Origin of the sequence: Chryseobacterium ginsenosidimutans (genome assembly GCF_039536845.1) — a bacterium.
Lineage (GTDB): Bacteria > Bacteroidota > Bacteroidia > Flavobacteriales > Weeksellaceae > Chryseobacterium > Chryseobacterium ginsenosidimutans_B.
Map to the genome: position 1 here is coordinate 243,499 of NZ_BAAAZJ010000011.1, position 20,364 is coordinate 263,862.

At 34.8% G+C, this 20,364-nt stretch carries 20 protein-coding genes and 3 tRNA genes; 7 read left to right on the top strand and 16 right to left on the bottom strand.

What is annotated here, in order from left to right:
• Positions 1–51: 51 nt before the first annotated feature.
• The 4 genes from ftsZ to ABD745_RS17435 all read left to right on the top strand — a co-directional run bounded on the left by ftsZ (position 52) and on the right by ABD745_RS17435 (position 4,969).
• Positions 52–1,953, top strand: coding sequence for a cell division protein FtsZ (ftsZ, locus tag ABD745_RS17420; protein ID WP_344833052.1), 1,902 nt, complete (start codon positions 52–54; stop codon positions 1,951–1,953).
• Positions 1,954–2,051: 98 nt separating this feature from the next.
• Complete coding sequence (locus tag ABD745_RS17425) at positions 2,052–2,498, top strand: GatB/YqeY domain-containing protein (RefSeq protein WP_047399009.1); 447 nt, start codon at positions 2,052–2,054, stop codon at positions 2,496–2,498.
• Positions 2,499–2,937: 439 nt separating this feature from the next.
• Positions 2,938–3,348 carry a BrxA/BrxB family bacilliredoxin gene (locus ABD745_RS17430; protein WP_047399008.1) on the top strand — a complete coding sequence of 137 codons (411 nt, stop codon included), beginning with the start codon at positions 2,938–2,940 and terminating at the stop codon, positions 3,346–3,348.
• A 106-nt stretch (positions 3,349–3,454) separates the two neighbouring features.
• Positions 3,455–4,969, top strand: a complete 1,515-nt coding sequence (locus ABD745_RS17435) for a GH3 auxin-responsive promoter family protein (RefSeq protein WP_344833056.1) — start codon at positions 3,455–3,457, stop codon at positions 4,967–4,969.
• A gap of 32 nt (positions 4,970–5,001) precedes the next feature.
• On the opposite strand, the gene ABD745_RS17440 is transcribed toward ABD745_RS17435, so the two are convergent.
• From ABD745_RS17440 to ABD745_RS17500, 13 genes are all read right to left on the bottom strand, one after another.
• Positions 5,002–5,445, bottom strand: a complete 444-nt coding sequence (locus ABD745_RS17440; protein ID WP_344833061.1) for a hypothetical protein — start codon at positions 5,443–5,445, stop codon at positions 5,002–5,004.
• Between the two features lie 19 nt (positions 5,446–5,464).
• The gene (locus ABD745_RS17445) at positions 5,465–5,827 is read right to left on the bottom strand and encodes a hypothetical protein (protein ID WP_344833066.1); all 363 of its coding nucleotides are present in this window, start codon (positions 5,825–5,827) and stop codon (positions 5,465–5,467) included.
• A gap of 4 nt (positions 5,828–5,831) precedes the next feature.
• Positions 5,832–6,806 carry an endonuclease/exonuclease/phosphatase family protein gene (locus ABD745_RS17450; protein ID WP_344833069.1) on the bottom strand — a complete coding sequence of 325 codons (975 nt, stop codon included), beginning with the start codon at positions 6,804–6,806 and terminating at the stop codon, positions 5,832–5,834.
• Between the two features lie 75 nt (positions 6,807–6,881).
• The gene (locus tag ABD745_RS17455) at positions 6,882–7,877 is read right to left on the bottom strand and encodes an endonuclease/exonuclease/phosphatase family protein (RefSeq protein WP_344833071.1); all 996 of its coding nucleotides are present in this window, start codon (positions 7,875–7,877) and stop codon (positions 6,882–6,884) included.
• A 6-nt stretch (positions 7,878–7,883) separates the two neighbouring features.
• Positions 7,884–8,618 carry a rhomboid family intramembrane serine protease gene (locus tag ABD745_RS17460; protein ID WP_344833076.1) on the bottom strand — a complete coding sequence of 245 codons (735 nt, stop codon included), beginning with the start codon at positions 8,616–8,618 and terminating at the stop codon, positions 7,884–7,886.
• Positions 8,619–8,620: 2 nt separating this feature from the next.
• A complete protein-coding gene (gene mutL, locus ABD745_RS17465; protein ID WP_344833079.1) occupies positions 8,621–10,414 on the bottom strand; it encodes a DNA mismatch repair endonuclease MutL in 1,794 nt (597 codons plus the stop codon).
• Between the two features lie 297 nt (positions 10,415–10,711).
• Entirely contained in the window at positions 10,712–11,563 is an 852-nt protein-coding gene (locus ABD745_RS17470) for a YoaK family protein (protein ID WP_344833083.1), read from the bottom strand.
• A 28-nt stretch (positions 11,564–11,591) separates the two neighbouring features.
• Positions 11,592–12,086 carry a hypothetical protein gene (locus tag ABD745_RS17475; protein WP_344833085.1) on the bottom strand — a complete coding sequence of 165 codons (495 nt, stop codon included), beginning with the start codon at positions 12,084–12,086 and terminating at the stop codon, positions 11,592–11,594.
• Between the two features lie 172 nt (positions 12,087–12,258).
• The gene (locus tag ABD745_RS17480) at positions 12,259–13,668 is read right to left on the bottom strand and encodes a sensor histidine kinase (RefSeq protein WP_344833088.1); all 1,410 of its coding nucleotides are present in this window, start codon (positions 13,666–13,668) and stop codon (positions 12,259–12,261) included.
• A gap of 3 nt (positions 13,669–13,671) precedes the next feature.
• On the bottom strand, positions 13,672–14,379 hold the full coding sequence (locus ABD745_RS17485; RefSeq protein ID WP_344833091.1) for a response regulator transcription factor: 708 nt from the start codon (positions 14,377–14,379) through the stop codon (positions 13,672–13,674).
• 261 nt (positions 14,380–14,640) lie between these two features.
• Positions 14,641–14,724 (bottom strand) — tRNA-Leu (locus ABD745_RS17490).
• Between the two features lie 6 nt (positions 14,725–14,730).
• Positions 14,731–14,806 (bottom strand) — tRNA-Gly (locus ABD745_RS17495).
• Between the two features lie 6 nt (positions 14,807–14,812).
• Positions 14,813–14,894 (bottom strand) — tRNA-Leu (locus ABD745_RS17500).
• A gap of 180 nt (positions 14,895–15,074) precedes the next feature.
• On the opposite strand from ABD745_RS17500, the gene ABD745_RS17505 reads away from it, so the two are divergent.
• Genes ABD745_RS17505 through ABD745_RS17515 form a run of 3 tightly spaced genes read left to right on the top strand, consistent with a single transcriptional unit; the run spans position 15,075 to position 17,043 of the window.
• Positions 15,075–15,452 (top strand): DUF3127 domain-containing protein, encoded by a 378-nt coding sequence (locus ABD745_RS17505; protein ID WP_344833094.1) that lies wholly within the window; start codon positions 15,075–15,077, stop codon positions 15,450–15,452.
• Between the two features lie 60 nt (positions 15,453–15,512).
• Positions 15,513–16,163, top strand: coding sequence for a leucyl/phenylalanyl-tRNA--protein transferase (gene aat, locus ABD745_RS17510; RefSeq protein ID WP_344833097.1), 651 nt, complete (start codon positions 15,513–15,515; stop codon positions 16,161–16,163).
• Entirely contained in the window at positions 16,153–17,043 is an 891-nt protein-coding gene (locus ABD745_RS17515) for a DMT family transporter (protein WP_344833100.1), read from the top strand. Before aat ends, ABD745_RS17515 begins: the two co-directional genes overlap by 11 nt.
• A gap of 108 nt (positions 17,044–17,151) precedes the next feature.
• On the opposite strand, the gene ABD745_RS17520 is transcribed toward ABD745_RS17515, so the two are convergent.
• From ABD745_RS17520 to ABD745_RS17530, 3 genes are all read right to left on the bottom strand, one after another.
• Positions 17,152–18,531 carry a tetratricopeptide repeat protein gene (locus tag ABD745_RS17520; RefSeq protein ID WP_344833103.1) on the bottom strand — a complete coding sequence of 460 codons (1,380 nt, stop codon included), beginning with the start codon at positions 18,529–18,531 and terminating at the stop codon, positions 17,152–17,154.
• A gap of 211 nt (positions 18,532–18,742) precedes the next feature.
• Positions 18,743–19,714 (bottom strand): quinone oxidoreductase family protein, encoded by a 972-nt coding sequence (locus ABD745_RS17525; RefSeq protein ID WP_344833106.1) that lies wholly within the window; start codon positions 19,712–19,714, stop codon positions 18,743–18,745.
• A gap of 70 nt (positions 19,715–19,784) precedes the next feature.
• The gene (locus ABD745_RS17530) at positions 19,785–20,360 is read right to left on the bottom strand and encodes a Crp/Fnr family transcriptional regulator (RefSeq protein WP_344833109.1); all 576 of its coding nucleotides are present in this window, start codon (positions 20,358–20,360) and stop codon (positions 19,785–19,787) included.
• Between the last annotated feature and the right edge of the window lie 4 nt (positions 20,361–20,364).

Here is a 20,364-nt window from a genome sequence, read left to right on the forward strand (position 1 = left end):
ACTTTCTTATCAATTATCATCAGTCGATTATCAATTATTAAAAAAACAGTTATGGAAAATATAGGTACACAAGGATTTTCATTTGATTTGCCAAAAGGAAATTCATCGATCATCAAAGTAATCGGTGTAGGCGGCGGCGGAAACAACGCGCTGAAACACATGTACGAAAAAGGAATTCACGGGGTAGATTTCGTGATTTGTAATACAGACGCACAAACTTTAGATAACAACCCGGTTGCCAACAAAGTACAGTTGGGAACAACAATCACTGAAGGTCTTGGCGCAGGAGCAGATCCCGAAGTTGGTGAAAAATCAGCTATCGAAAGCATCGAAGAGATCAAAGCGGCGATGGGGCAAAACACCAAAATGGTTTTTATCACTGCCGGAATGGGTGGTGGTACAGGAACAGGTGCAGCTCCCGTTATTGCTAAAGTAGCAAAAGATATGGGAATTCTGACTGTCGGTATTGTTACGGTTCCTTTTAGTTTTGAAGGTAAAAGAAGACTGGAACAGGCAGAAAACGGTCTTGATAAATTAAGAAATAATGTTGACTCACTTATTGTAATCAATAACGATAAACTTAGACAGCAATTCGGAAATCTTGGATTCAAACAAGGGTTCTCAAAAGCCGATGAAGTTTTAACAAACGCAGCAAAAGGTATGGCGGAAGTTATTACCGGTTACTTCGATGTAAACATTGACTTTAGAGATGCTAAATCTGTGCTTCAAAATTCAGGGACAGCCTTGATGTCTACAGGATCTGCTTCAGGCGAAAATAAGGCAGAAGAAGCGGTAAGAAAAGCTCTTGACTCTCCACTATTGAACGACAATAAAATCACAGGTGCCAAAAATGTTCTATTGCTAATCAGAAGCGGTGCTGAAGAAGTAACAATGGACGAGATCGGTATCATTATGGATCATATTCAGAAAGAAGCAGGACATACTGCCGATATCATTTTCGGGGTTGGCGCAGATGAAGAATTAGGTGATTCTGTAAGTGTTCTTGTTATTGCTACGGGGTTTTCAAATGACGATAAAAAATTTGCAGGACCAACAGAGAAAATCAAGATCAGCTTAAATGACAGTTTTGATTCTCAAAAAGAGTCTCCTTTTAAGTCAAGAGAAGAAAGAAAGACAGTTCCTGAGCAAGGTTATGATTTCGGAGGGAAAAACCTTTTCAGATTAGATGATGAAGACAACGATACTCCACAGTTCGGTACGACATCTACTGAAAAAAAAATGATTATTGGCAACGAAGAGATTAAAACAGAAATCAATTTCTTTGATAAAGAGGAAGATACGTTCAACACTCCTTCTCAGAGCTGGAGAAATGAAGAAGAGGAAGAATCATTCAGCCTGTTTTCTATAGATGAAGAAACCGAAGATCCTAATGACCTGGAAATCGAATCTTTTAAGTTTGATTTCGATCATAAGAAAGAAGAGCCACAGTCAAATATAATCAGTAACTCTTATTCGGAGGAAAAACCTGTTGAATTCAGCTTCTTTGTTAATGAAACGGTAAAAAGCGAACCGAAATCTGATTTTGGGCAGCCAAAAGCTGAATTTACCTCATCAACTGAAGTGAACCAACTAACGGAAGAACCTCTTCAAAAAGTGGAACATTTCTTTCAAAACATACAGGAAGAGCCTGCTGTTGAAAATAAGATAGAAATCGAAACTCCAAAACCTGCAGAAGAAGAATTCACGTTTGTGAATAAAACAGTTGACCAGGACAGAGTGATTGAAAGAAGAAACAAATTAAAAGAATTCAATTCCCGTTATCAGAGTTTTGATAGCTCAAGCGAATTCGAATCTGTTCCTGCCTTTAAAAGAAAGAATATTTCTATTGAAGGAACCAATGCTTCAGACCAAAATATCAACACTTATTTGTCTGACAACAACGGTTCAATGCAGATCAGAGAAAACAGATTTTTAAATAAAGACGTAGATTAAAATAATGTAACAATGTATCAGTCTAGTTAGTGTAACAATTTTGTGCATTGATAATTATTGATACATTGGTACACTTTTACATTGTTAAATTGATTAAAATGAGTTTAGAAAATACAATAAACGAAGCTATAAAAACAGCAATGAGAGCTAAAGACAGGGTTGCTTTAGATTCTCTCCGTGCTGTAAAATCTCAAATATTATTACTGAAAACGGAAGCCATCGGAGCTGAAGTTTCGGCAGAACAGGAAATTGCTATTCTTCAGAGAATGGTAAAGCAGCGTAAGGATTCTTACGATCAGTTTACTGCGCAGGGAAGAAATGACCTTGCTGAAGTGGAAGAAGCTCAGATGAAAGTAATCGAACAGTTTTTGCCTAAACAACTTTCTGCAGAAGAATTAGAAGCAGAAATGAAAAATATTATCGCCGAAACCGGTGCTGAATCTATGAAAGATTTAGGAAAAGTAATGGGAATAGCATCAAAAACATTTGCCGGAAAATCTGACGGAAAAAGTATTTCCGAGATGGCGAAAAAGCTGCTTTCTTAGTTGTTGGACGATTGTTGTTGGTGAGTAGTTTTTTTAACCATCAGCAAACAATAAAAAGACCATCAGCCATTTTTTACTAAGGATATTCAACCTTTGCATATCGATTTGATTAAAGAAGCCCGAAACGTAAAGTCTCGGGCTTCATTATTTTCGAATTAAAGTATTCTATAAACTATCTTTTCAGATAAATTCGAAGGATACATTAAAGTCGAGGGATGTTTGTAAATGTTTTTTCATGGTCACTGTTTTCAGAATCATTTCAAATTTAACAATTTTTAATGGATATTAACAAATTAATTTTACTTAATTTCAGATATCATTAAATAATATTCACATTGAACACATAATGTAATTCTCTTTTCTGAATGATTTAATAGTTTTTATAAATTGACGAACAATAAAGAATTGCTTAACTTTGCATAGATTAAAAAACAAAAATATGTACCCAACAGATTTAGTAATGCCTATGAAGGCTGAACTTACAGATAAAGGTTTTGAAGACTTGACAACTCCGGCTCAGGTGGAAGAAGCATTAAAACAATCAGGAACTACTCTATTGGTCATCAATTCTGTGTGCGGATGTGCTGCAGGAGCTGCAAGACCGGGAGTTGTTTATTCTTTGACAGGAGATAAGAAACCTGATCATTTAACGACTGTTTTTGCAGGTTTCGACGGAGACGCTGTATCAGAAGCTAGAAAGCATTTAGCACCATTCCCTCCAAGCTCACCATGTGTGGCTCTTTTCAAAGACGGAGAATTGGTTCATATGCTTGAAAGACACCATATTGAAGGTAATCCTGCAGGAGCAATTGCTGCAAACCTTCAGGCTGCTTATGACGAGTATTGCTAAGAAACAATAAATCCAGATATCAGACCGTTACAAATTTTGTAGCGGTTTTTTTATTTATCCCAATAAAAGATACTGTAAAAATTCAAATATTATTATATTTGTTGAAATGGCAACGAAAGCACTTTTCAATACTGTGGTCAATTGGTTTATCCGTCAAAGGATAGATCAGATTCAGAATTTCATGGATCATCCTATTGAAACTCAGAAGGGTATATTATTTTCCCAATTGTTTCATGCCGAAGATACGGAATACGGCAAGAAGTATGGTTTTAATTCTATTTCAAGTTATCAGGACTTTAAAAATAAAGTCCCGGTCGTTACTTATGAAGATATGGAGCCTTATATTGAAAGGGCAAGGCAGGGTTATAAAGATGTAAGCTGGCCCGGTTATATTAAACATTTTGCCAAATCTTCGGGAACTACAAATGCAAAAAGCAAATTTATCCCTATTTCTGCCGAAAGCCTGGAATACTGCCACATGAAAGCGGGAAAAGACATGGTTTCCATTTATGCCAATAATCATCCTGAAAATCAGCTATTTAATTATAAAAATTTACGTTTAGGCGGAAGTTCAGAATTGTATGCGGATTTCAATACAAAATTCGGTGATTTATCAGCTATTTTAATTGATAATCTCCCGTTTTGGGTTGAAATTACCACGACTCCAAGTAAAAAAGTTTCTTTAATGGGAGAATGGGAAAGCAAACTGAAAGCCATTACTTCTGAAGTGAAGAATGAAGATGTTGGGAGTATTTTAGGCGTTCCGAGTTGGATGATGGTTCTTTTGCAGAGAGTTTTAAAGGACACTGATGCTAAAAACATTTCGGATTTATGGCCTAATCTTGAGGTTTTCTTTCATGGCGGAATAAGTTTTAAACCTTATAAAGAACAGTTCAAACAAATTATCGGGAAAAATATTAATTATTACGAGATCTATAATGCTTCTGAAGGATTTTTCGGCATTCAGGACAGACCGAATAGTGATGAAATGTTGCTGATGCTCGATTACGGAATTTTCTATGAATTTATTCCTATGGATGAGTTTCATTGTTCAAACCCGAAAGTAGTAAGTCTGGAAGATGTCGAGGTCGGGAAAAACTATGCAATGGTAATTACAACTAACGGCGGTTTATGGAGATATTTAATCGGAGACACTGTTATTTTCACATCAATTAGTCCTTTCAGAATAAAAATTACGGGAAGAACAAAACATTATATTAATGCTTTCGGAGAAGAATTAATGATAACAAATGTAGAATCTGCACTTTCCAAAGCTTGTGAAGCAACCAACTCCGCAGTTTCCGACTTCACAGGAGCCCCTGTTTTCATGAAAGAAAATGAAGGTGGAGCTCATGAGTGGATATTTGAATTTTGCGAAAAACCGGACGATTTGGAGCGTTTTATTGATGTCTTTGATCAACATCTGAAATCTATCAATTCGGATTACGAAGCAAAACGATACAACAACCTTACACTGAAAAGACCAATTGTACATATTGCGAAAGAAAAATTATTTTATCAGTGGCTGGAATCCAAAGGAAAACTAGGAGGACAAAACAAAGTCCCGAGGTTGAGCAACGACAGAGAATACATTGATCCTTTACTGGAACTGAACAAATAAAAAAACCGCAGAAATTAGCTGCGGTTTTCATTTTATTTACTTAAATCTTCTTTCAGTTTTTTCGCTCCTTCTTCTACTTTCGAAGCTCCTTTCGCGGCGGCATTTTTTACATCTTTTCCAACATCCTGAGCGCCTTGTTTGATATCTTTACCTACCTTATTAGCTTCAGTTTTGACGTCCTGTCCTGCTTTGTGAAGATCTTCTTTTGTTTTATCTGCAGTAGCATCAATTTTATTTTTTGCATTGTCCGCAGCGTTATCTATTTTTTCTCCGGCAGCGTCAATCTTTGCCTGAGCATTTTCCTTTGCCTGATTGATTTTTGCAGTATCAACACCAATTCCGGTTTGGCTTTCCGTTGTCGTTGTAATCGTCACTGAACCATCAGGATTTTCGATTTTTTCTGTTTTTGAACTTGATTTTGTGCATGATACAACCAATGTTGCTATCATTAATGCCGATAAAATGTTTTTTTTCATACGTATTGATAATTAAATATTATTCTGTTTTTGTTTCATTTGCAGCCGGAACTTCTGAGACTTTTTGTTTTTTCTCTTCATCAGTTTTTTTCTTTTCGTCTTCCGTCTTTTTTTTGTTTTCTTTTTCTAATTCTTCCTTCAGTTTTTTCTCTTGTTCCTGAAGTTTCAGAGCTTCTTTTACAGAATCCTGATATTTCTGGGAAGACATTTTGATCTGTCGTACAATATCAACAGAAGTGGCTCCATTCGAAAAAGAATCCACCGCAATAGTATCATAACTTGCTTTTGCACTGTCTGCCGGATACAGATCTGCCGGTTCTTTTTTAGAACAGGAAACAATTAAAACGGAAAAAACAAAGGCTACAAGAAATAAATTTTTCATGGAACTAATTTAGCAGAAATTCTGCAATTACAGGATAATGATCCGATAATTGTACAGAATTATCAACTTTATAGCTTAATGGGATAATTGATTTTGAACTGAAAATATAATCAATTCTTAAAGGAACTTTATAATCGTGAAAACTTGAAGAACTCCCGTTTCCAGCCACCAAAAAGGCATCCTGAAGGTCTTTTCCCAGGTTATAATATTCATAAGAGTTAGGTACAGAATTAAAATCACCTGCCAAAATCACAGGATATGGCGAAAGATCTATCACTTTTCTTATTTTTTTTATCTGATCTTCATGTGCTTTGAAAGTGGGAATCATATGCGAAAGAAGGGTATTAATTTTTCCTCCTTCCTTTCCGAAACCATCAAATTGCAACATTGATTTATGTAATCTGAATGGCTCAAGATAGACATTTACAATCCTCACTATTTTGCCGTTAATATCAACATCTGCATAGAAAGAATTTCCCCTGGATTTATCTGTGATTAATTCTTCCTGTCTTAAAATTTTATGTTTTGTCTTCAAAATAACAGAAGGATATTTTACAAGATCCTGTCTCAATGCACGATTTGTATCTTTTTCCTGAACTAAAATGATATCCGCATTTTGATCTTTGATATATTTTTTTATCTTATCCCAACCAAAATCACCATATTTTACATTAAAAGTAAGGACTTTTATATCTCTGATCGATTTTAAATTTTCTGTTTTCGGTGTGAAATTTATCCATCTTCTGATCGGATTATAGAAAAGAAAAGTTCCTAAAACAAAAGCAACTGCTATTCTTTTTCTTTTAAAAATCCAAATGAGTGTAAATATAATGTGTAGTGAAATTAAATAAGGAAATCCCAAAGAAAGGAGATTAAGATTACCCACAAAATTAGGCGGAATCCATGCGTTTCCTAAAGTACATAGGAGTAAAATAACAACGGTAATATGGGAAAATAGCAATATCTGGCGCGGCTTCATGAAAACAATCTAAGGGTACTTTGTTTTTTAAGCAAAAATCCTACCAAGGTTAATTTCTTTAACTGTTTTTATGATTTACTTATTCAATTTAAATGTAGCAATTACCGGATAATGATCGGAAATTTGTACAGAACGATCAACCTTATAACTGATTGGTTGTATTGTTTTTGATGCAAAAATATAATCAATTCTTATGGGAAACTTATAATCATGAAAACTGGTTGAGCTTCCGCTTCCTGCTTCTACAAAGGCATCCTGCAGTCCGTCAAGCAAATGATAATATTCGTAGGAATTGGGAACAGAATTGAAATCTCCGGCTAAAATTACGGGATAAGGAGACTCCTTTACAGCTTTTCTGATGATTTCAACTTCATCCTGATGTATTTTGAAAACAGGAATCAGTCTTTTAACAATATTTTTCAGTTTTTCTTCGTCCTGCTCATTATTCCCATCAAGTTTTACCATATTTTTTTCAAATCTAAATGGCTGAAGATGTATATTGATAAAGCGGCATACTTTTCCTTTTATATCAATGTCAACCTGAGTCGCGTACACATTAGTATGGTCATAATTCCCTTTAACCAGCTCTTTATGCTCAACAATTTTAAACCTTGAAAAGACAGCAACAATAGCAGTATCGGAAAACCTTTTTAACCCTTCTAAATGATAATCATTCTTGCCTCCGTATTCCTGTAAAAGAACCACATCAGCCTTTTGAGCATTGATAAAAGACTCAATATTCTCCACCCCGAAATTTCCAGTTTTAGCATTAAAAGAAATAATTTTAAAATCGGGAGCTTCATTTTTTCCGGAAGAATAATTAACCCATCGTATAGTAGAATTAAAGAACAATAACCCCAGAAACAAAAATACAAAAGCTCTTTTTTTCCAACTGAAAATCCAGAAAACCGTGAGTAAAATATACCCTGTTATTAAAAACGGAAAACCCAAAGAAAGTAAATTAAACCACGGGAAAACTTTTGGTGGCACATAGGCATTTAATAACATTCCGACCAGAAGAAGGAAAATTCCTATATGTAAAATCAGAAGTATGAGGCGGACGATTTTCACAAGTTATTAATTAAATCTGTACAAATGTTTTTTCCAGATTCTCGCCAGAATAAAACCGACAATCGCTCCTCCCACGTGAGCCAAATGTGCAATTCCTCCACCATTTCCTGAAACACCTAAATATATGGAACCTATTACTACAACCGGTAAAACATATTTAACTTTCATCGGAATGGGTATAAACATAATTCCTATTTTAGCATCAGGATAAAGTGTTGCAAATGCCGCTACAACTCCAAAAATCGCTCCGGAAGCCCCCACCATTGGAGTCCTTAAAACATCATAAAGCTGTTGAGATAATTCTTTTCCCTCAGTTGTGGTTGCACTGATATTCATATTTCCAGAATAGCCAATTACCGATTTTGAGTATATTTCGGAAGCATTTAATCCTAAATCTTCTAAACCGGAAACAATTTGCTGAACTTCAATGAAATTCCAAAGATTAAATAAGAAAAAAGCTCCTAAACCACTTAAAAAGTAAAGTATTAAGTATTTTTTCTCACCTAAAGCTTGTTCTAAAACAGGTCCAAAACTAAACAAAGTAAACATATTGAATAAAATATGCATAAATCCACCATGCATAAACATATGCGTAATAATCTGCCAAGATTTAAAATTCGGAGAAAAAGGATAAAATCCTGAAAGCGTATTGTATAGTTGTGGCATAATCAATGTCACAATAAAAACAATCACGTTTATAATGATAATATTTCTTGTAATCGGCGGTATAGTATTAAACATCTTTAAAATTTATTTTTAAAATCATTAAAAGGCACTTCAAAGAAGCATCTTTTTCCGTTCGGTAAGAATTCTGGGAAGCCTAATGCCGTGAAGTCTTTAATCAATTGTTCGGCATCTTTTTTATAAATAAAATCAAATCTGGATTTCGACTGCATTTTACTCCATTGATTCTGATAAAACTGCATAAATTCTTCTTCCGATTTATATTCCAGAATTTCAAAGAGGTTTTCCAGGAATTTCATCACCTGAGTTTCTTTCAATCCTTCAGGAACAGCCTCAATCCTCAATACATTTTCGTGGGCAACACTTGTTTCAAAACCAAGCTCCGGAAGATATTTTTTAATTGATTTATATTTGTTTTTCTCAATTTCGTTCATGTGATATTCGAGAGAGAAAAGCAATGCGTGGCTGTTTGTAGTTCCTCTTTTTATCGGTTTTGTATTCTCGGAAGTCCAAAGCCTGTGCATTCTTCCCAAATCCAGCATCAAAGTTCTGTCGCCTTTGTTGAACAGCCAATAACCATTCGGCAATCTCATCAGATCTTCATCAAAATCTTCGTCTTCAAACAAATTAATTTTTGAAGGTTCTGCAGCGATATTCTGATGGTACATTTCGGTAAGGTTCTGCATTTCCGTCTGATTCACTCCTCTTTCCTCCAAAAAAGGATTATAGTCTTTGTCTACAATGATTTCAGGCATTTTAAGAAATCCGCTTCCTCCGCTACTGCCGTTGCTTTTGCTGGGAAAAGTTTTTTGCATAATAGCATCCAATTCCGGATCTCTCTCAAAATCAAGACTTGGTGAGACGTTATAAATTCCCAACGCTCTTTTAATGGTCGAACGAAGCAAAGCAAAGATCAAATGCTCGTCTTCAAACTTAACCTCCGTTTTTTGAGGATGAATATTAACATCAATTTTCTCAGGATCAAGCTCAAGGAACAGGAAAAATGTAGGAATATATCCCGGTAAAAGCAATCCTTCAAACGCTTCTTGAACCGCTTTATTAAAATATGGACTTTTAAAATATCTTCCGTTTACAAAAAGGAACTGTTCGCCTCTTGTTTTCTTTGATCCCTCGGGTTTTGCTACAAATCCGTGAAGTTTGCACCAGATAATATCTTCTTTAATGGGAATTAATTGCGGTTGTAATTTTCTTCCGAAAATATCCACAATACGCTGCATCTGGCTTCCTTTTCTCAATCTGAAAACCGCTTCATCATCATGAAATAAAGAAAATTCTAAACTTTCATGAGCCAATGCCACACGTTGGAATTCATCAATTACATGTCTGAATTCGATATTATTATTTTTAAGAAATTTTCTTCTTGCAGGAACGTTATAAAACAGATTTTTAACTAAAAAATTAGATCCTTCTGCTGTTTGGGCAGGATCCTGAAACTGGAAAACTCCGCCTTCAATATAAATATTGGTTCCGATTGTTGAATCTTTCTGTTTTGTCCTTAATTCAACCTGAGAAACCGCCGCAATAGAAGCCAAAGCTTCCCCACGAAAACCTTTCGTAGAAATTTTGAAAATATCTTCCGTTCCTCTGATCTTGGAGGTGGCATGTCTTTCAAATGCCATTCTCGCATCTGTTTCGGACATTCCTTTGCCATCATCAACAACCTGAATTAAATTTTTTCCGGCATCTCTTATGATCAACTCAATTTTGGTAGAATCTGCGTCGATGGCATTTTCCAAAAGTTCTTTCACAATGGACGCAGGTCTCTGCACCACTTCTCCTGCCGCAATTTGGTTGGCAACATGATCCGGTAAAAGCTGAATAATATCTGACATAAAAAACGTAAATCAACTTACAAAAATAGGCATTCAGAATAAGAATTAAAACAATAAAACCCCGAATTAAAATTTAATTATCAACATATCAACAACCTAGCCATAGACTGTTTTTAGCCAAAATGTCCTGTTAATCGGCATTTACTTAAAATCAAAATCCCCTAATTGTACCATACAATTAGAGGATTGATTCACAGCTAGTTTACACAAAATTAATACTAATATTTATATCTCTCATTTAATATTGTCTGTTGAAAAATATATCATGCAAAAATATTTATACTTATTATTGAACATTTAATCTTCAAATACAAGCTTTCTCTTTTTCTCTCTTTTATCCTTCATCTCGGCTTTAATCTCAGGAATCCCATGGATTTTGTCGTATAAATAAGCCATCACAGTCGCCTTTTTATAAATTTTACTATACCTGTATTGCGTATTGAAGTGTCTTATATGAATTTTATAAGCATCATATCCGATAACCACCAACAAACATAAACTGATCACATAGAAAACCCTGAATTCAAGATAATAATAAGTCAATCCCGAGAAAACCGCTCCCAAAACATAGGCAACCATGATACTTAAAAGCAATTTTGCCCTTCCAACCAATTCACCATTCTTCCTGAACTTTTTCTGAGTAAACATGGAAAATAAAATTCCCAAATCGGTCGTTGTACCTGTAAGGTGGGTTGTTTTTACCGAAAAGTTTGAAATACTTGCCGTTAAACCATTCTGCAGCCCCGTCGCAAATAGCATTAACGCAACCAGATATTCTGTTTCCTCCAACGTTTTTTGGTAATAAAACTGTCCGTAAATCCCTACAAACAATAGACAAATGATCTCTAAGACCAAAGGCATTGAATGTGCAAAATACTTGCTCCTTTTATTGAAATTAATAACAATAAAATTGGATACAAAACTTCCGAAGAAGAACAGGAAAATCCATAATCCTACAACGGCAACCTGCGACCAGTTTCCTTTACTTATCTCTGCCGCCAAAATGGCATAATGCCCCGTCACGTTTGATGTAAAAGAGAGAAATATCAACAGAGAAGCTATATTTATAGTACCTGCCGTAAAGGCAGTCAGCGTCCCCAGTCTAATGTTGTCTCCCAACGTTCTGCTGTTACTATAATTCCTTAACATTTTTTTAATTTTTTAGCGTTGTATTATTTTAGGCTTCCGCAAAGATCTCCGCCAATCTTCCTTTTTCCGGAAGACTTTCGCGAACCTCAACTGAAATTTCGTAAGATTTAAGATCTTTGCATTTTTTGATGTAAGGAATTAAGTCGAATTTTCCTTTTCCTTTACTCTTAATGGATGTAGAATAGTATGCTTCCTCAATATTTTCTGCGTTCACGTAATTATTAAAAGTTTTTTGAAAACTTCCCGTGAAAATATCGCAGATAATTTTATTAATTAAATGAGGATATTTGTTATTGATAATTCCATAAGCATCACAAAACTCCTGTGGTCTCAGCTTGTTGAAAATTGTACTCTTCGTATTAAACAAAAGATCTCTGATCGAATCTCCCATGTCATACCCTGAAACCAAAAGAATATTGTATTGATTTTGGTCTTCCGAAGCATCTTTCTCTTTCAGTACCTTTTTTAGAATATTTAAAGACTCAAGAGAATAATCTGTGGCTATTAAAATCGTTTTGGTCATATTATTAAAATTTAGGTTCGTATTTATCTTTTTGATAATACAAAACTAGAACGACCAAATTAGAAGCTCTTTGGAATGGAATTAAAATGTGATTAAAGAGATTAGAATGAGATTAGAAAATTGTTAACGATGGTTAATATAGCAGAAAATACTTTTACTTAATTTTATGTGTTTACAGTAGCTTTTCCTCAGTCTGCGAACTGTAAAAATTAGGAAAACGAAGCTGTACTGTTGTTCCCTGGTTTTCATAAGAGCTTACAATTAATTCTCCATGATGCATTCTTACAATATTTCTAGCTAAAGGAAGCCCGATTCCATAGCCTTCGTAATTTTTTGTATTGGAAGCCCGGAAAAACGGATCATAGATTTTATTCATTTCCTCTTCAGGAATCCCGATTCCATTATCTTTTACAATGACATAAACGTCTGTATCAGTTGCCCCTAGCGAAACTTTAACCTGTTGAAAATTAGAATATTTACAGCCATTTTGAATAATATTCGTAACCGCAAGATGTAATAACTGTTCGTTACCCTGAACTTTTAATTTTTTTGGATTATCCGGCAACATACTTATATCCAGATAGATATTATTTCTTGAATCTATCCTTCTCAACGTTTCAATTACATCCCAAAGCAACTGATCGATCCGAACTTTATCCATTTTCTGGATTTTTCCGTCGAACCCGGTTTGGGCAATCATTAATAAAGCCTTAATTTTTTTATCAAGTTTTTCGGCTTCATCCAAAATGATCCCTAATGTTTCTTTATACTCATCGTTTGTTCTGGAAATAGAAAGGGCAACATCCGCTTCTCCCATAATTGATGTCAAAGGTGTTCTTAATTCATGCGAAACATTTCCAATTAAGTGATTTTGGGTTTCAAAAGATGTTTCGATCCGATTAAGCATATCATTAAATGTATCAACCAATTCGTTTAACTCTTTGTTATCGGGTTGAGACTCAAGGCGTAAATGAAGATTTTCGGAACTGATTTCCTTTACTTTTCCTGTAATTTTTAAAATTGGCTTAAATAAAGTTTTAGACAAATAAAAAGAGAAAATCATACTGAAAAACAACGACAGCACAATACACGTCATCAAAGTACGCTTCAAAAAGCCTAAATAATAAACCACATAATGATTTTTGGCGGAAGCTATCGCAATATAATTCTTATTCTCATGCCTAAAAGTCTGGCCGATGTAATAAAACTCCTTATCATTATAATTTGCTTCCCCGTTTTTTACAATACTCTTGAAAAAATAATCCGGAATATGAACTTCCTGAGAGATTTTTTTATAATTAGAATCCATCGGAATTGCAAAAACATAGTCGCGTTCCATTGGAAGCTCTTCGTCGTTTAAGCTGTTTAAAATATAATTCTCGGGAAGGTCTAAGTCGCCTTTACTTTTTTCAATCTGAACAATCGTTGTTGTTCTTATTTTTAACAATTCATAAAACCTTTGATGCGAAAAGTTGACAATCGAAAAATACACCAATCCACTGAATAACAAAATGATGGCAGTAAAAACCAACATCAAAAGCACCATTGTTTTGGTCTGATTTGTGACAACTTTATTAAACATTCTTTAAGGCTTTTTTAAAACATATCCCATTCCTATCACCGTATGGATCAACTTATTATCTTCCTGACTATCCAGCTTTTTCCTTAAATAATTGACGTAAACATCCACAACGTTCGTTCCCAGTTCATAATTTACCCCCCAAACAGCTTCTAAAACTTCCGTTCTGGAAATCACTTTTTCTGGATTATTCAGGAAGTACATCAGTAATTTATATTCTGTAGACGTCAATGAAATTTCTTCACCACCACGGGTAACTTTCTTCGTATAATCGTTTAAAATTAAATCTGAAAAATGAAAAATGTATTCGCTATCAACTTCAGGTTCAGTAATTTCAGGAACACTGCCGTTACTACTCCTTCTTAATAAAGATTTTACACGAGCAACCAACTCAATGAATTTGAATGGCTTAACTAAATAATCATCTCCCCCGCTTTCCAATCCAAGAACAATATTTTCGGAAGTTCCAAGAGCTGTCAAAAACAAAATCGGAACATGTTGATTTGTTTTTCTGATTTCCTTGCAGACATCCAATCCATTCATTTCCGGCAGCATAATATCCAAAATTACCAGATCGAAATCGCTTGACTGCACCAATTGAACTCCTGTTCGCCCGTCAAAAGCCACGGAAATTTCGTATCCGTTTTCCTGAAGTCCTTTTTTTATAAAAGACACTACACTGGTTTCGTCTTCGATGAGAATAATTTTTTTCATTGAGATAAGGAATTTCACAAAAATAGAAAAAAGAAGACAAACAATAAGGCTCGATAAAATCTATTTACTTTTTAAGTGAATTATATGCGAACAAACCTGTAGAACACACCAAGATATTATTGTAAGAATATTTGTTTTAGTAATTATGGCTGCCATCAAAGTAACCACACAAAATAATCATAATAAAAGAGACTTTTGTATTCATTTCCTGTATCTTTTAAAAACAAAAAACCCTCCGTAATAAATTACAGAGGGTTTTAGTACCCCGGGCGGGACTTGAACCCGCACGCCAAAAGAGGCACAGGATTTTAAGTCCTGCGTGTCTACCAGTTCCACCACCAGGGCATGGAGTGGAGCGAAAAACGGGATTCGAACCCGCGACCCCAACCTTGGCAAGGTTGTGCTCTACCAGCTGAGCTATTTTCGCATACTGTGCGGATGAAGGGACTCGAACCCCCACGCCTCTCGGCACCAGATCCTAAGTCTGGCGTGGCTACCAATTACACCACATCCGCGTTGTTTATTCTGAAATTGTATTTTAAAGAACTCGTTTCGTTTTCAGTGGTGCAAAGATAGGATATTTTCTTTTAACTCCAAATTTTTCACAGAAAAAAATTAAAAATTTTACATTTTTTTTCTCCCGTAGCCTTTATTACGATTCATTTTATTACTTTTACACCGTTAATTATTATGATATGGAATTACAAGGAACGGTAAAGAAAATATTTGATGCTCAGACGTTTGCGAGCGGTTTTCAAAAAAGAGAAATGGTGATTTTGACGCAGGAGCAGTATCCACAGCCGATAAACATAGAATTTTTGTCTGATAAAATAAATTTATTGGATAATCTTAAAGAAGGAGAAAATGTAAAAGTGGGTATCAACATCAGAGGTAGAGAATGGGTTTCTCCTCAAGGTGAAACAAAATATTTCAACTCTATTACAGGATGGAGAGTGGAGAAAGTTGTTGATAATGGTTCTGAGCCGACACAGGCCACACCTTCTCAATCTGCATCTCCGGTTTCTAACGAAAATCCTTTTGCAGGAGACGATGATGATGATTTACCTTTTTAATTAAAAGATAATATTGAAATATTAATCCTGCTTTTTAAGTGGGATTTTTTTTCCTGAAAAATGGTTCGATTAGACGAAAACGAGATTTCATTTCCCGATCCTGAGCTTTACGACGGTCATGAAGGCGTCATTGCATTCGGTGGTGATTTATCAATCGACAGGATTTGGTTTGCTTATCAATTAGGAATTTTTCCCTGGTATAATCCCGGGGAAGAGATTCTTTGGTGGTGTCCCGATCCCCGGTTTGTTTTATTTCCTGATGAATTAAAGGTTTCAAAATCGATGAAAAAAATCTTAAATCGAAAGATTTTTACATTTTCTGAGAATCAAAATTTCAGAGAGGTTATTAAAAACTGTCAGCAGACTAACAGAAAAGGACAAACAGGAACCTGGCTTTCTGATGAATTGATGGAATCTTTCATTAAGCTTCATGAATATGGTCTCGCAAAAAGTATTGAAGTCTGGCAAAATAGAGAATTGGTTGGCGGATTTTATGGACTTCAAATCGGGAATGTTTTCTGTGGCGAAAGCATGTTTGCAAAAGTGAGCAATGCTTCTAAAGCGGGATTTATTCATTTTGTTGAAACTCATAAACACAGCCTGGAATTAATTGATTGCCAATCTCATACAGAACATTTAGAAAGTCTTGGCGCAAAGATGATTTCTAAAAAAGAATTTTTAAAAATTTTATATAAAAATAATGAACGCTGATAAAGAAAAATGGATTCTTCTGGCAATATTAAGTATCATCTGGGGATCGTCTTTTATTTTAATAAAAAAATCCTTAGAACATTTTAATCCTTATCAGGTTGGAGCATTAAGAGTTCTGATTGCCGGAATTATTTTAATGCCCATTGCCATTTCAAAATATAAATTATTTCCGAAAAGACATTTAAAATGGCTGCTTCTGGCAGCTTTTACGGGAAACTTCATTCCTATGTTTTTATTTCCGATTGCGGAAACTGCAGTAAGCAGTAGTATTGCAGGAATTATTAACTCAATGATGCCTATTTTCGTGATTATTGTCGGTGCTTTGATTTGGAAGTTCCCAACAACAAAACAACAGATTGTAGGAACTTTAATAAGTTTTACGGGTGTTTGTCTGCTGGCTTTTGGAGGTGATGGAGAAGGCGGAAAATTCAAACTGATTCCTATTTTACTCTTGTTATTGGCAACATTATGTTATGCCATCAGTACAACAACGGTAAAATCTAAGCTTATGGAAGTTTCTTCTACAGTTTTATCAGCCTTCGTGTTCTCTTTTGTATTATTTTTCCCTTCATTAATTGCTTTAAGTTTTACCGGATTCTTTTCAACCTTTAGCTTTGATAAAAATAATTTAACAGGCTTGATGTTTGTCAGTTTATTATCAATATTTGGAACAGGTTTAGCCATGATGATGAATTATCGTCTGTTGAAAGTGTCTTCTCCTCTATTTGCTTCAACCGTAACTTTACTGATGCCGATTGTCGCTATTATTTGGGGAATTTTAGACGGCGAAAAGTTAGGCTTGCTGCAATTTGCAGGAACTGGTATCATTATCGCCGGACTGATCTTTTTAAGAACCAAATCCAACATTATAAAAAAATAAATCCTGCATTTCTGCAGGATTCTTTATTTGCCATTGTCATTTCGACGAAAGGAGAAATCTATAAAAGAATAATTTCTTCGTTACATTTCGATCTGAAAGACAAAAAGGTTAATTTTTCTTTTTGACTTTAGCTCTGGCCTTCTTCACCTCATCTTTAATGAAAGGATATTTTTTCTGCATATCCGAAACCAAAGAAGGATCTATATCCATAGCTTCCAAAAGCGTTGATTTGCCCTTTTCCTGCTCTTTAAGATTAAAGTAACAGTTGCTTAGCTGATAATACAATTCTGCTCTATGATGTGCTTTCACCGCTTTGTTCAAAAGAGTTACCGCTTCTTCATATTCACCCAAAAGCATTAATACTTCTGAATATGCATACCAATTGTAGAATCTTGTCGGCTCGGCATCAACCAATTTTTTCAGACAAGAAAGACTTTCTTCAAACTTTCCTGAATCGATAAATAAAAATGCTAATCTTTTTTGGTAATCAAGATTATTATCATTCAAATGAGTGGCTTCTTTTGCAAAATGCAGTGCTTCTGTCATTCCGCCCATCTCTTCGTAAAGATAAGACTGCTCCATCATTGCAAGATAAAACTGAGGATCTTCTCTCAACGATTTCTGGAAAAAATTCAAAGCAACAATCGATTGTTTTAAAGCTTTATAGCAAAGTCCGATTTTATAAAAAGTAAATGCTTTTGTGTATTCCAGCTCAAGCATCTCTTCATAAACCTCGATTGCTTTTTTATACTGTCCTAAAGCCTCATAACAAGCCGCTTTATTTGCATAAACCCCAACAGAGCTGGAATTGATTGCCAATAAATAGTCGTAACCTTTTATTGCTTCCTCGTAGTTCTTTCTGTTGAAATAATATTGTCCGTACTCGAACCAGGCCAACTCAGAATAAGCAAATTCGTCTAAATATTCATTAAGAAAGACAATTGCCTCCTCACTCTTATTCAAATCTGCAAAGCAAACCATACAGTTTTCCAAAGAATACTCATCCGTCGGATCTTCTTTAAGGGCATCTTTGTAGTGTTTAAGAGCGTTAAAAGGATCTCCTAAATTCACATATTCATCCGCAATAAAGTTGTGAAGAAAATTTTCTTCTTCATTCAGTTCCAAAGCTTTTTTGCAAATTTCTATGGATCTTCTAGGATTTCCTAAATTCGAATAATACTTCGCATAGCAAACCAAAAAGTCGGTGTTCTCCATTGATGAACCTTTCAACTCGTCGATAAGCTCTTTTGCAGCATTATAATCTTCCCATTCCAGAAGAATTTCAAGCCTTTTGATCTTGATATCTAAAGAATTGGGATGAAGCTTCAGACCGTAATTAACCGCTGTATCAGCGTAATTAAAGTCTCCCAGCTCCAAGTAATAAACAATGATGTCTTCCAACTCTTCTGTATCAAAGTAGAATTCATCATTATTTTCCATCATTTCTTCGAACTTTTTCACAAGTTCATTTCCAAAATACTCTTCCAATACTCGTATCCTTAGTCAGGCCAATGTTTGAATATGCTTACAAACCTCGACAAACTTTTTAAATTAATATTACTTCTGAAAATTTTACAATTCAAAATGTATGCAAAGTTGCAATTTTTTTTTGACATTTATCTTTGTAAATTTCTATCTTAAAGATAGTGAAAAGAACATTATAATCAAAGGATTGTGGATAAAAAAAGAAGAGTTATTGTTAAATTAACACAATTAATCTCTTTCTATTTGAAATTTCACTTTCCCAAATGGTTTCAATATCTTTTAAGTGAACAGTTTCTGTATCAATCTTTAATTTCCCGTTAACTGCCGCCTGAAACATCTCCGGGATAATCTCGGATAGAAGTAATTTCATTTCCTCCTGCGTCCAGCTTCCCAGTCCGGAACCGGAAATCTGAATATCTGTTCCTCTTAAAATCTGAGAGGATAACTGAATTGTATCACCGCTCATTCCTCCCACGGAAACCAATCGGGTTTTATGGGAAAAAGTTCCGTCACCTTTTAAAGCCAACAATAACATCTCTACCGAATGTCCCCAAATATAATCTACAATAACACCAATCGGAGTTTCCTGATGAATTGCTTTAATTTTTTTCTTAAAATCTTCATCACTTACATTTAAGGAAATTATTTCATCTGCTCCCAACTCGAGCAAAGATCGTAAAGCTTCTTCGTTTCTTCCGGTTGCAATAACTTTTTTAGCGCCATATAATTTTGCAATTTGCACTGCAACTTTTCCGGTAATTCCTGTTGCCCCATTAATGAGAACGGTTTCTCCTTGTTTTAAATTGGTTTTGAATTTAAGTCCCATTGCAGAACCCATCACCGCATTTGGTAACGCTGCTGCAATCGAGAAATCCAATCCTTCAGGAATGGGAACAATCATTTTTTTGTCGGCAACTGCTTTTTCGGCAACTGTTCCTTTTTTACTAAAAAAATAAACTTTAGAACCATTTTCTAATAACCCAACCCCATCGCTTCCAACAATTGTAGGCTGATGTTCTTTATTTTCTGTGGAATAATGTTTTCCGCTGGCTCTTGCTCTGTCGAGATGTTTAATGGAAGCTGCTTTTACTAATATTAAAGCTTCATTATCATTATTAACAATCGGATCAGGGAAATCTGCATATTGAGGAATTCCGCCTTTTTCAAATACTACTGCTGCTTTCATTTGTTTTACATTTTAATGCAAAATTATTTTGAAAGCGCTTCAAAGTGCAATAACATTTGTTATCAGTTGATTATTTTTCTTTTAAAATTTTACTTTTAATTCTGCTTAAATGAACCGTTGTGACGCCCAAATAAGAAGCAATATAATGTTGCGGAACCCTTTTGATAATATCTGGTTTTTCTTTACAAAGATTAACATATCGCTCTTGCGGACTTTCTTTAATGAATGAAAAAAAGTGCTTCATGTAATCGAAAACCCTTTCGAAAACAGAATCCATGAATTCGCTTCTCAGTTTTGGATCTTCGTAAACTTCTTCTAAAATCTTATCGGCGGTCGTTTTATCAATCTGCCACAAAACACAAGGCTCGATCGTTTCAAACGAAACCATACTTGGTAAGCCTTTTCTAAAACTTTCCAGCGAAGAAAACATCGTATTTTCCATGAAAAACTGGAAGGTAATATCTTTTCCGTCGTTGTTGTACCAAGCTCTTACAATTCCTTTTTCAATAAAATAAGCGTTCTGTGAAATCTCATCTTCCTTTAAAAGAATCGTTTTTGCGGGAACTTCCACCCGTATGAAGTTCTTCCTATATTTTCCCCAGGTTTCTTTCGGGAAAGAGAATCTGTTTTGTAAATGTTCAAACATTTTA

What these genes read in the sequence shown, in the direction of transcription:
- ftsZ (WP_344833052.1), top strand. Translation starts at nt 52, where the DNA reads ATGGAAAATATAGGTACACAAGGATTTTCATTTGATTTGCCAAAAGGA.
- ABD745_RS17425 (WP_047399009.1), top strand. Translation starts at nt 2,052, where the DNA reads ATGAGTTTAGAAAATACAATAAACGAAGCTATAAAAACAGCAATGAGA.
- ABD745_RS17430 (WP_047399008.1), top strand. Translation starts at nt 2,938, where the DNA reads ATGTACCCAACAGATTTAGTAATGCCTATGAAGGCTGAACTTACAGAT.
- ABD745_RS17435 (WP_344833056.1), top strand. Translation starts at nt 3,455, where the DNA reads ATGGCAACGAAAGCACTTTTCAATACTGTGGTCAATTGGTTTATCCGT.
- ABD745_RS17440 (WP_344833061.1), bottom strand. Translation starts at nt 5,445, where the DNA reads ATGAAAAAAAACATTTTATCGGCATTAATGATAGCAACATTGGTTGTA.
- ABD745_RS17445 (WP_344833066.1), bottom strand. Translation starts at nt 5,827, where the DNA reads ATGAAAAATTTATTTCTTGTAGCCTTTGTTTTTTCCGTTTTAATTGTT.
- ABD745_RS17450 (WP_344833069.1), bottom strand. Translation starts at nt 6,806, where the DNA reads ATGAAGCCGCGCCAGATATTGCTATTTTCCCATATTACCGTTGTTATT.
- ABD745_RS17460 (WP_344833076.1), bottom strand. Translation starts at nt 8,618, where the DNA reads ATGTTTAATACTATACCGCCGATTACAAGAAATATTATCATTATAAAC.
- mutL (WP_344833079.1), bottom strand. Translation starts at nt 10,414, where the DNA reads ATGTCAGATATTATTCAGCTTTTACCGGATCATGTTGCCAACCAAATT.
- ABD745_RS17470 (WP_344833083.1), bottom strand. Translation starts at nt 11,563, where the DNA reads ATGTTAAGGAATTATAGTAACAGCAGAACGTTGGGAGACAACATTAGA.
- ABD745_RS17475 (WP_344833085.1), bottom strand. Translation starts at nt 12,086, where the DNA reads ATGACCAAAACGATTTTAATAGCCACAGATTATTCTCTTGAGTCTTTA.
- ABD745_RS17480 (WP_344833088.1), bottom strand. Translation starts at nt 13,668, where the DNA reads ATGTTTAATAAAGTTGTCACAAATCAGACCAAAACAATGGTGCTTTTG.
- ABD745_RS17485 (WP_344833091.1), bottom strand. Translation starts at nt 14,379, where the DNA reads ATGAAAAAAATTATTCTCATCGAAGACGAAACCAGTGTAGTGTCTTTT.
- ABD745_RS17505 (WP_344833094.1), top strand. Translation starts at nt 15,075, where the DNA reads ATGGAATTACAAGGAACGGTAAAGAAAATATTTGATGCTCAGACGTTT.
- aat (WP_344833097.1), top strand. Translation starts at nt 15,513, where the DNA reads ATGGTTCGATTAGACGAAAACGAGATTTCATTTCCCGATCCTGAGCTT.
- ABD745_RS17515 (WP_344833100.1), top strand. Translation starts at nt 16,153, where the DNA reads ATGAACGCTGATAAAGAAAAATGGATTCTTCTGGCAATATTAAGTATC.
- ABD745_RS17525 (WP_344833106.1), bottom strand. Translation starts at nt 19,714, where the DNA reads ATGAAAGCAGCAGTAGTATTTGAAAAAGGCGGAATTCCTCAATATGCA.
- ABD745_RS17530 (WP_344833109.1), bottom strand. Translation starts at nt 20,360, where the DNA reads ATGTTTGAACATTTACAAAACAGATTCTCTTTCCCGAAAGAAACCTGG.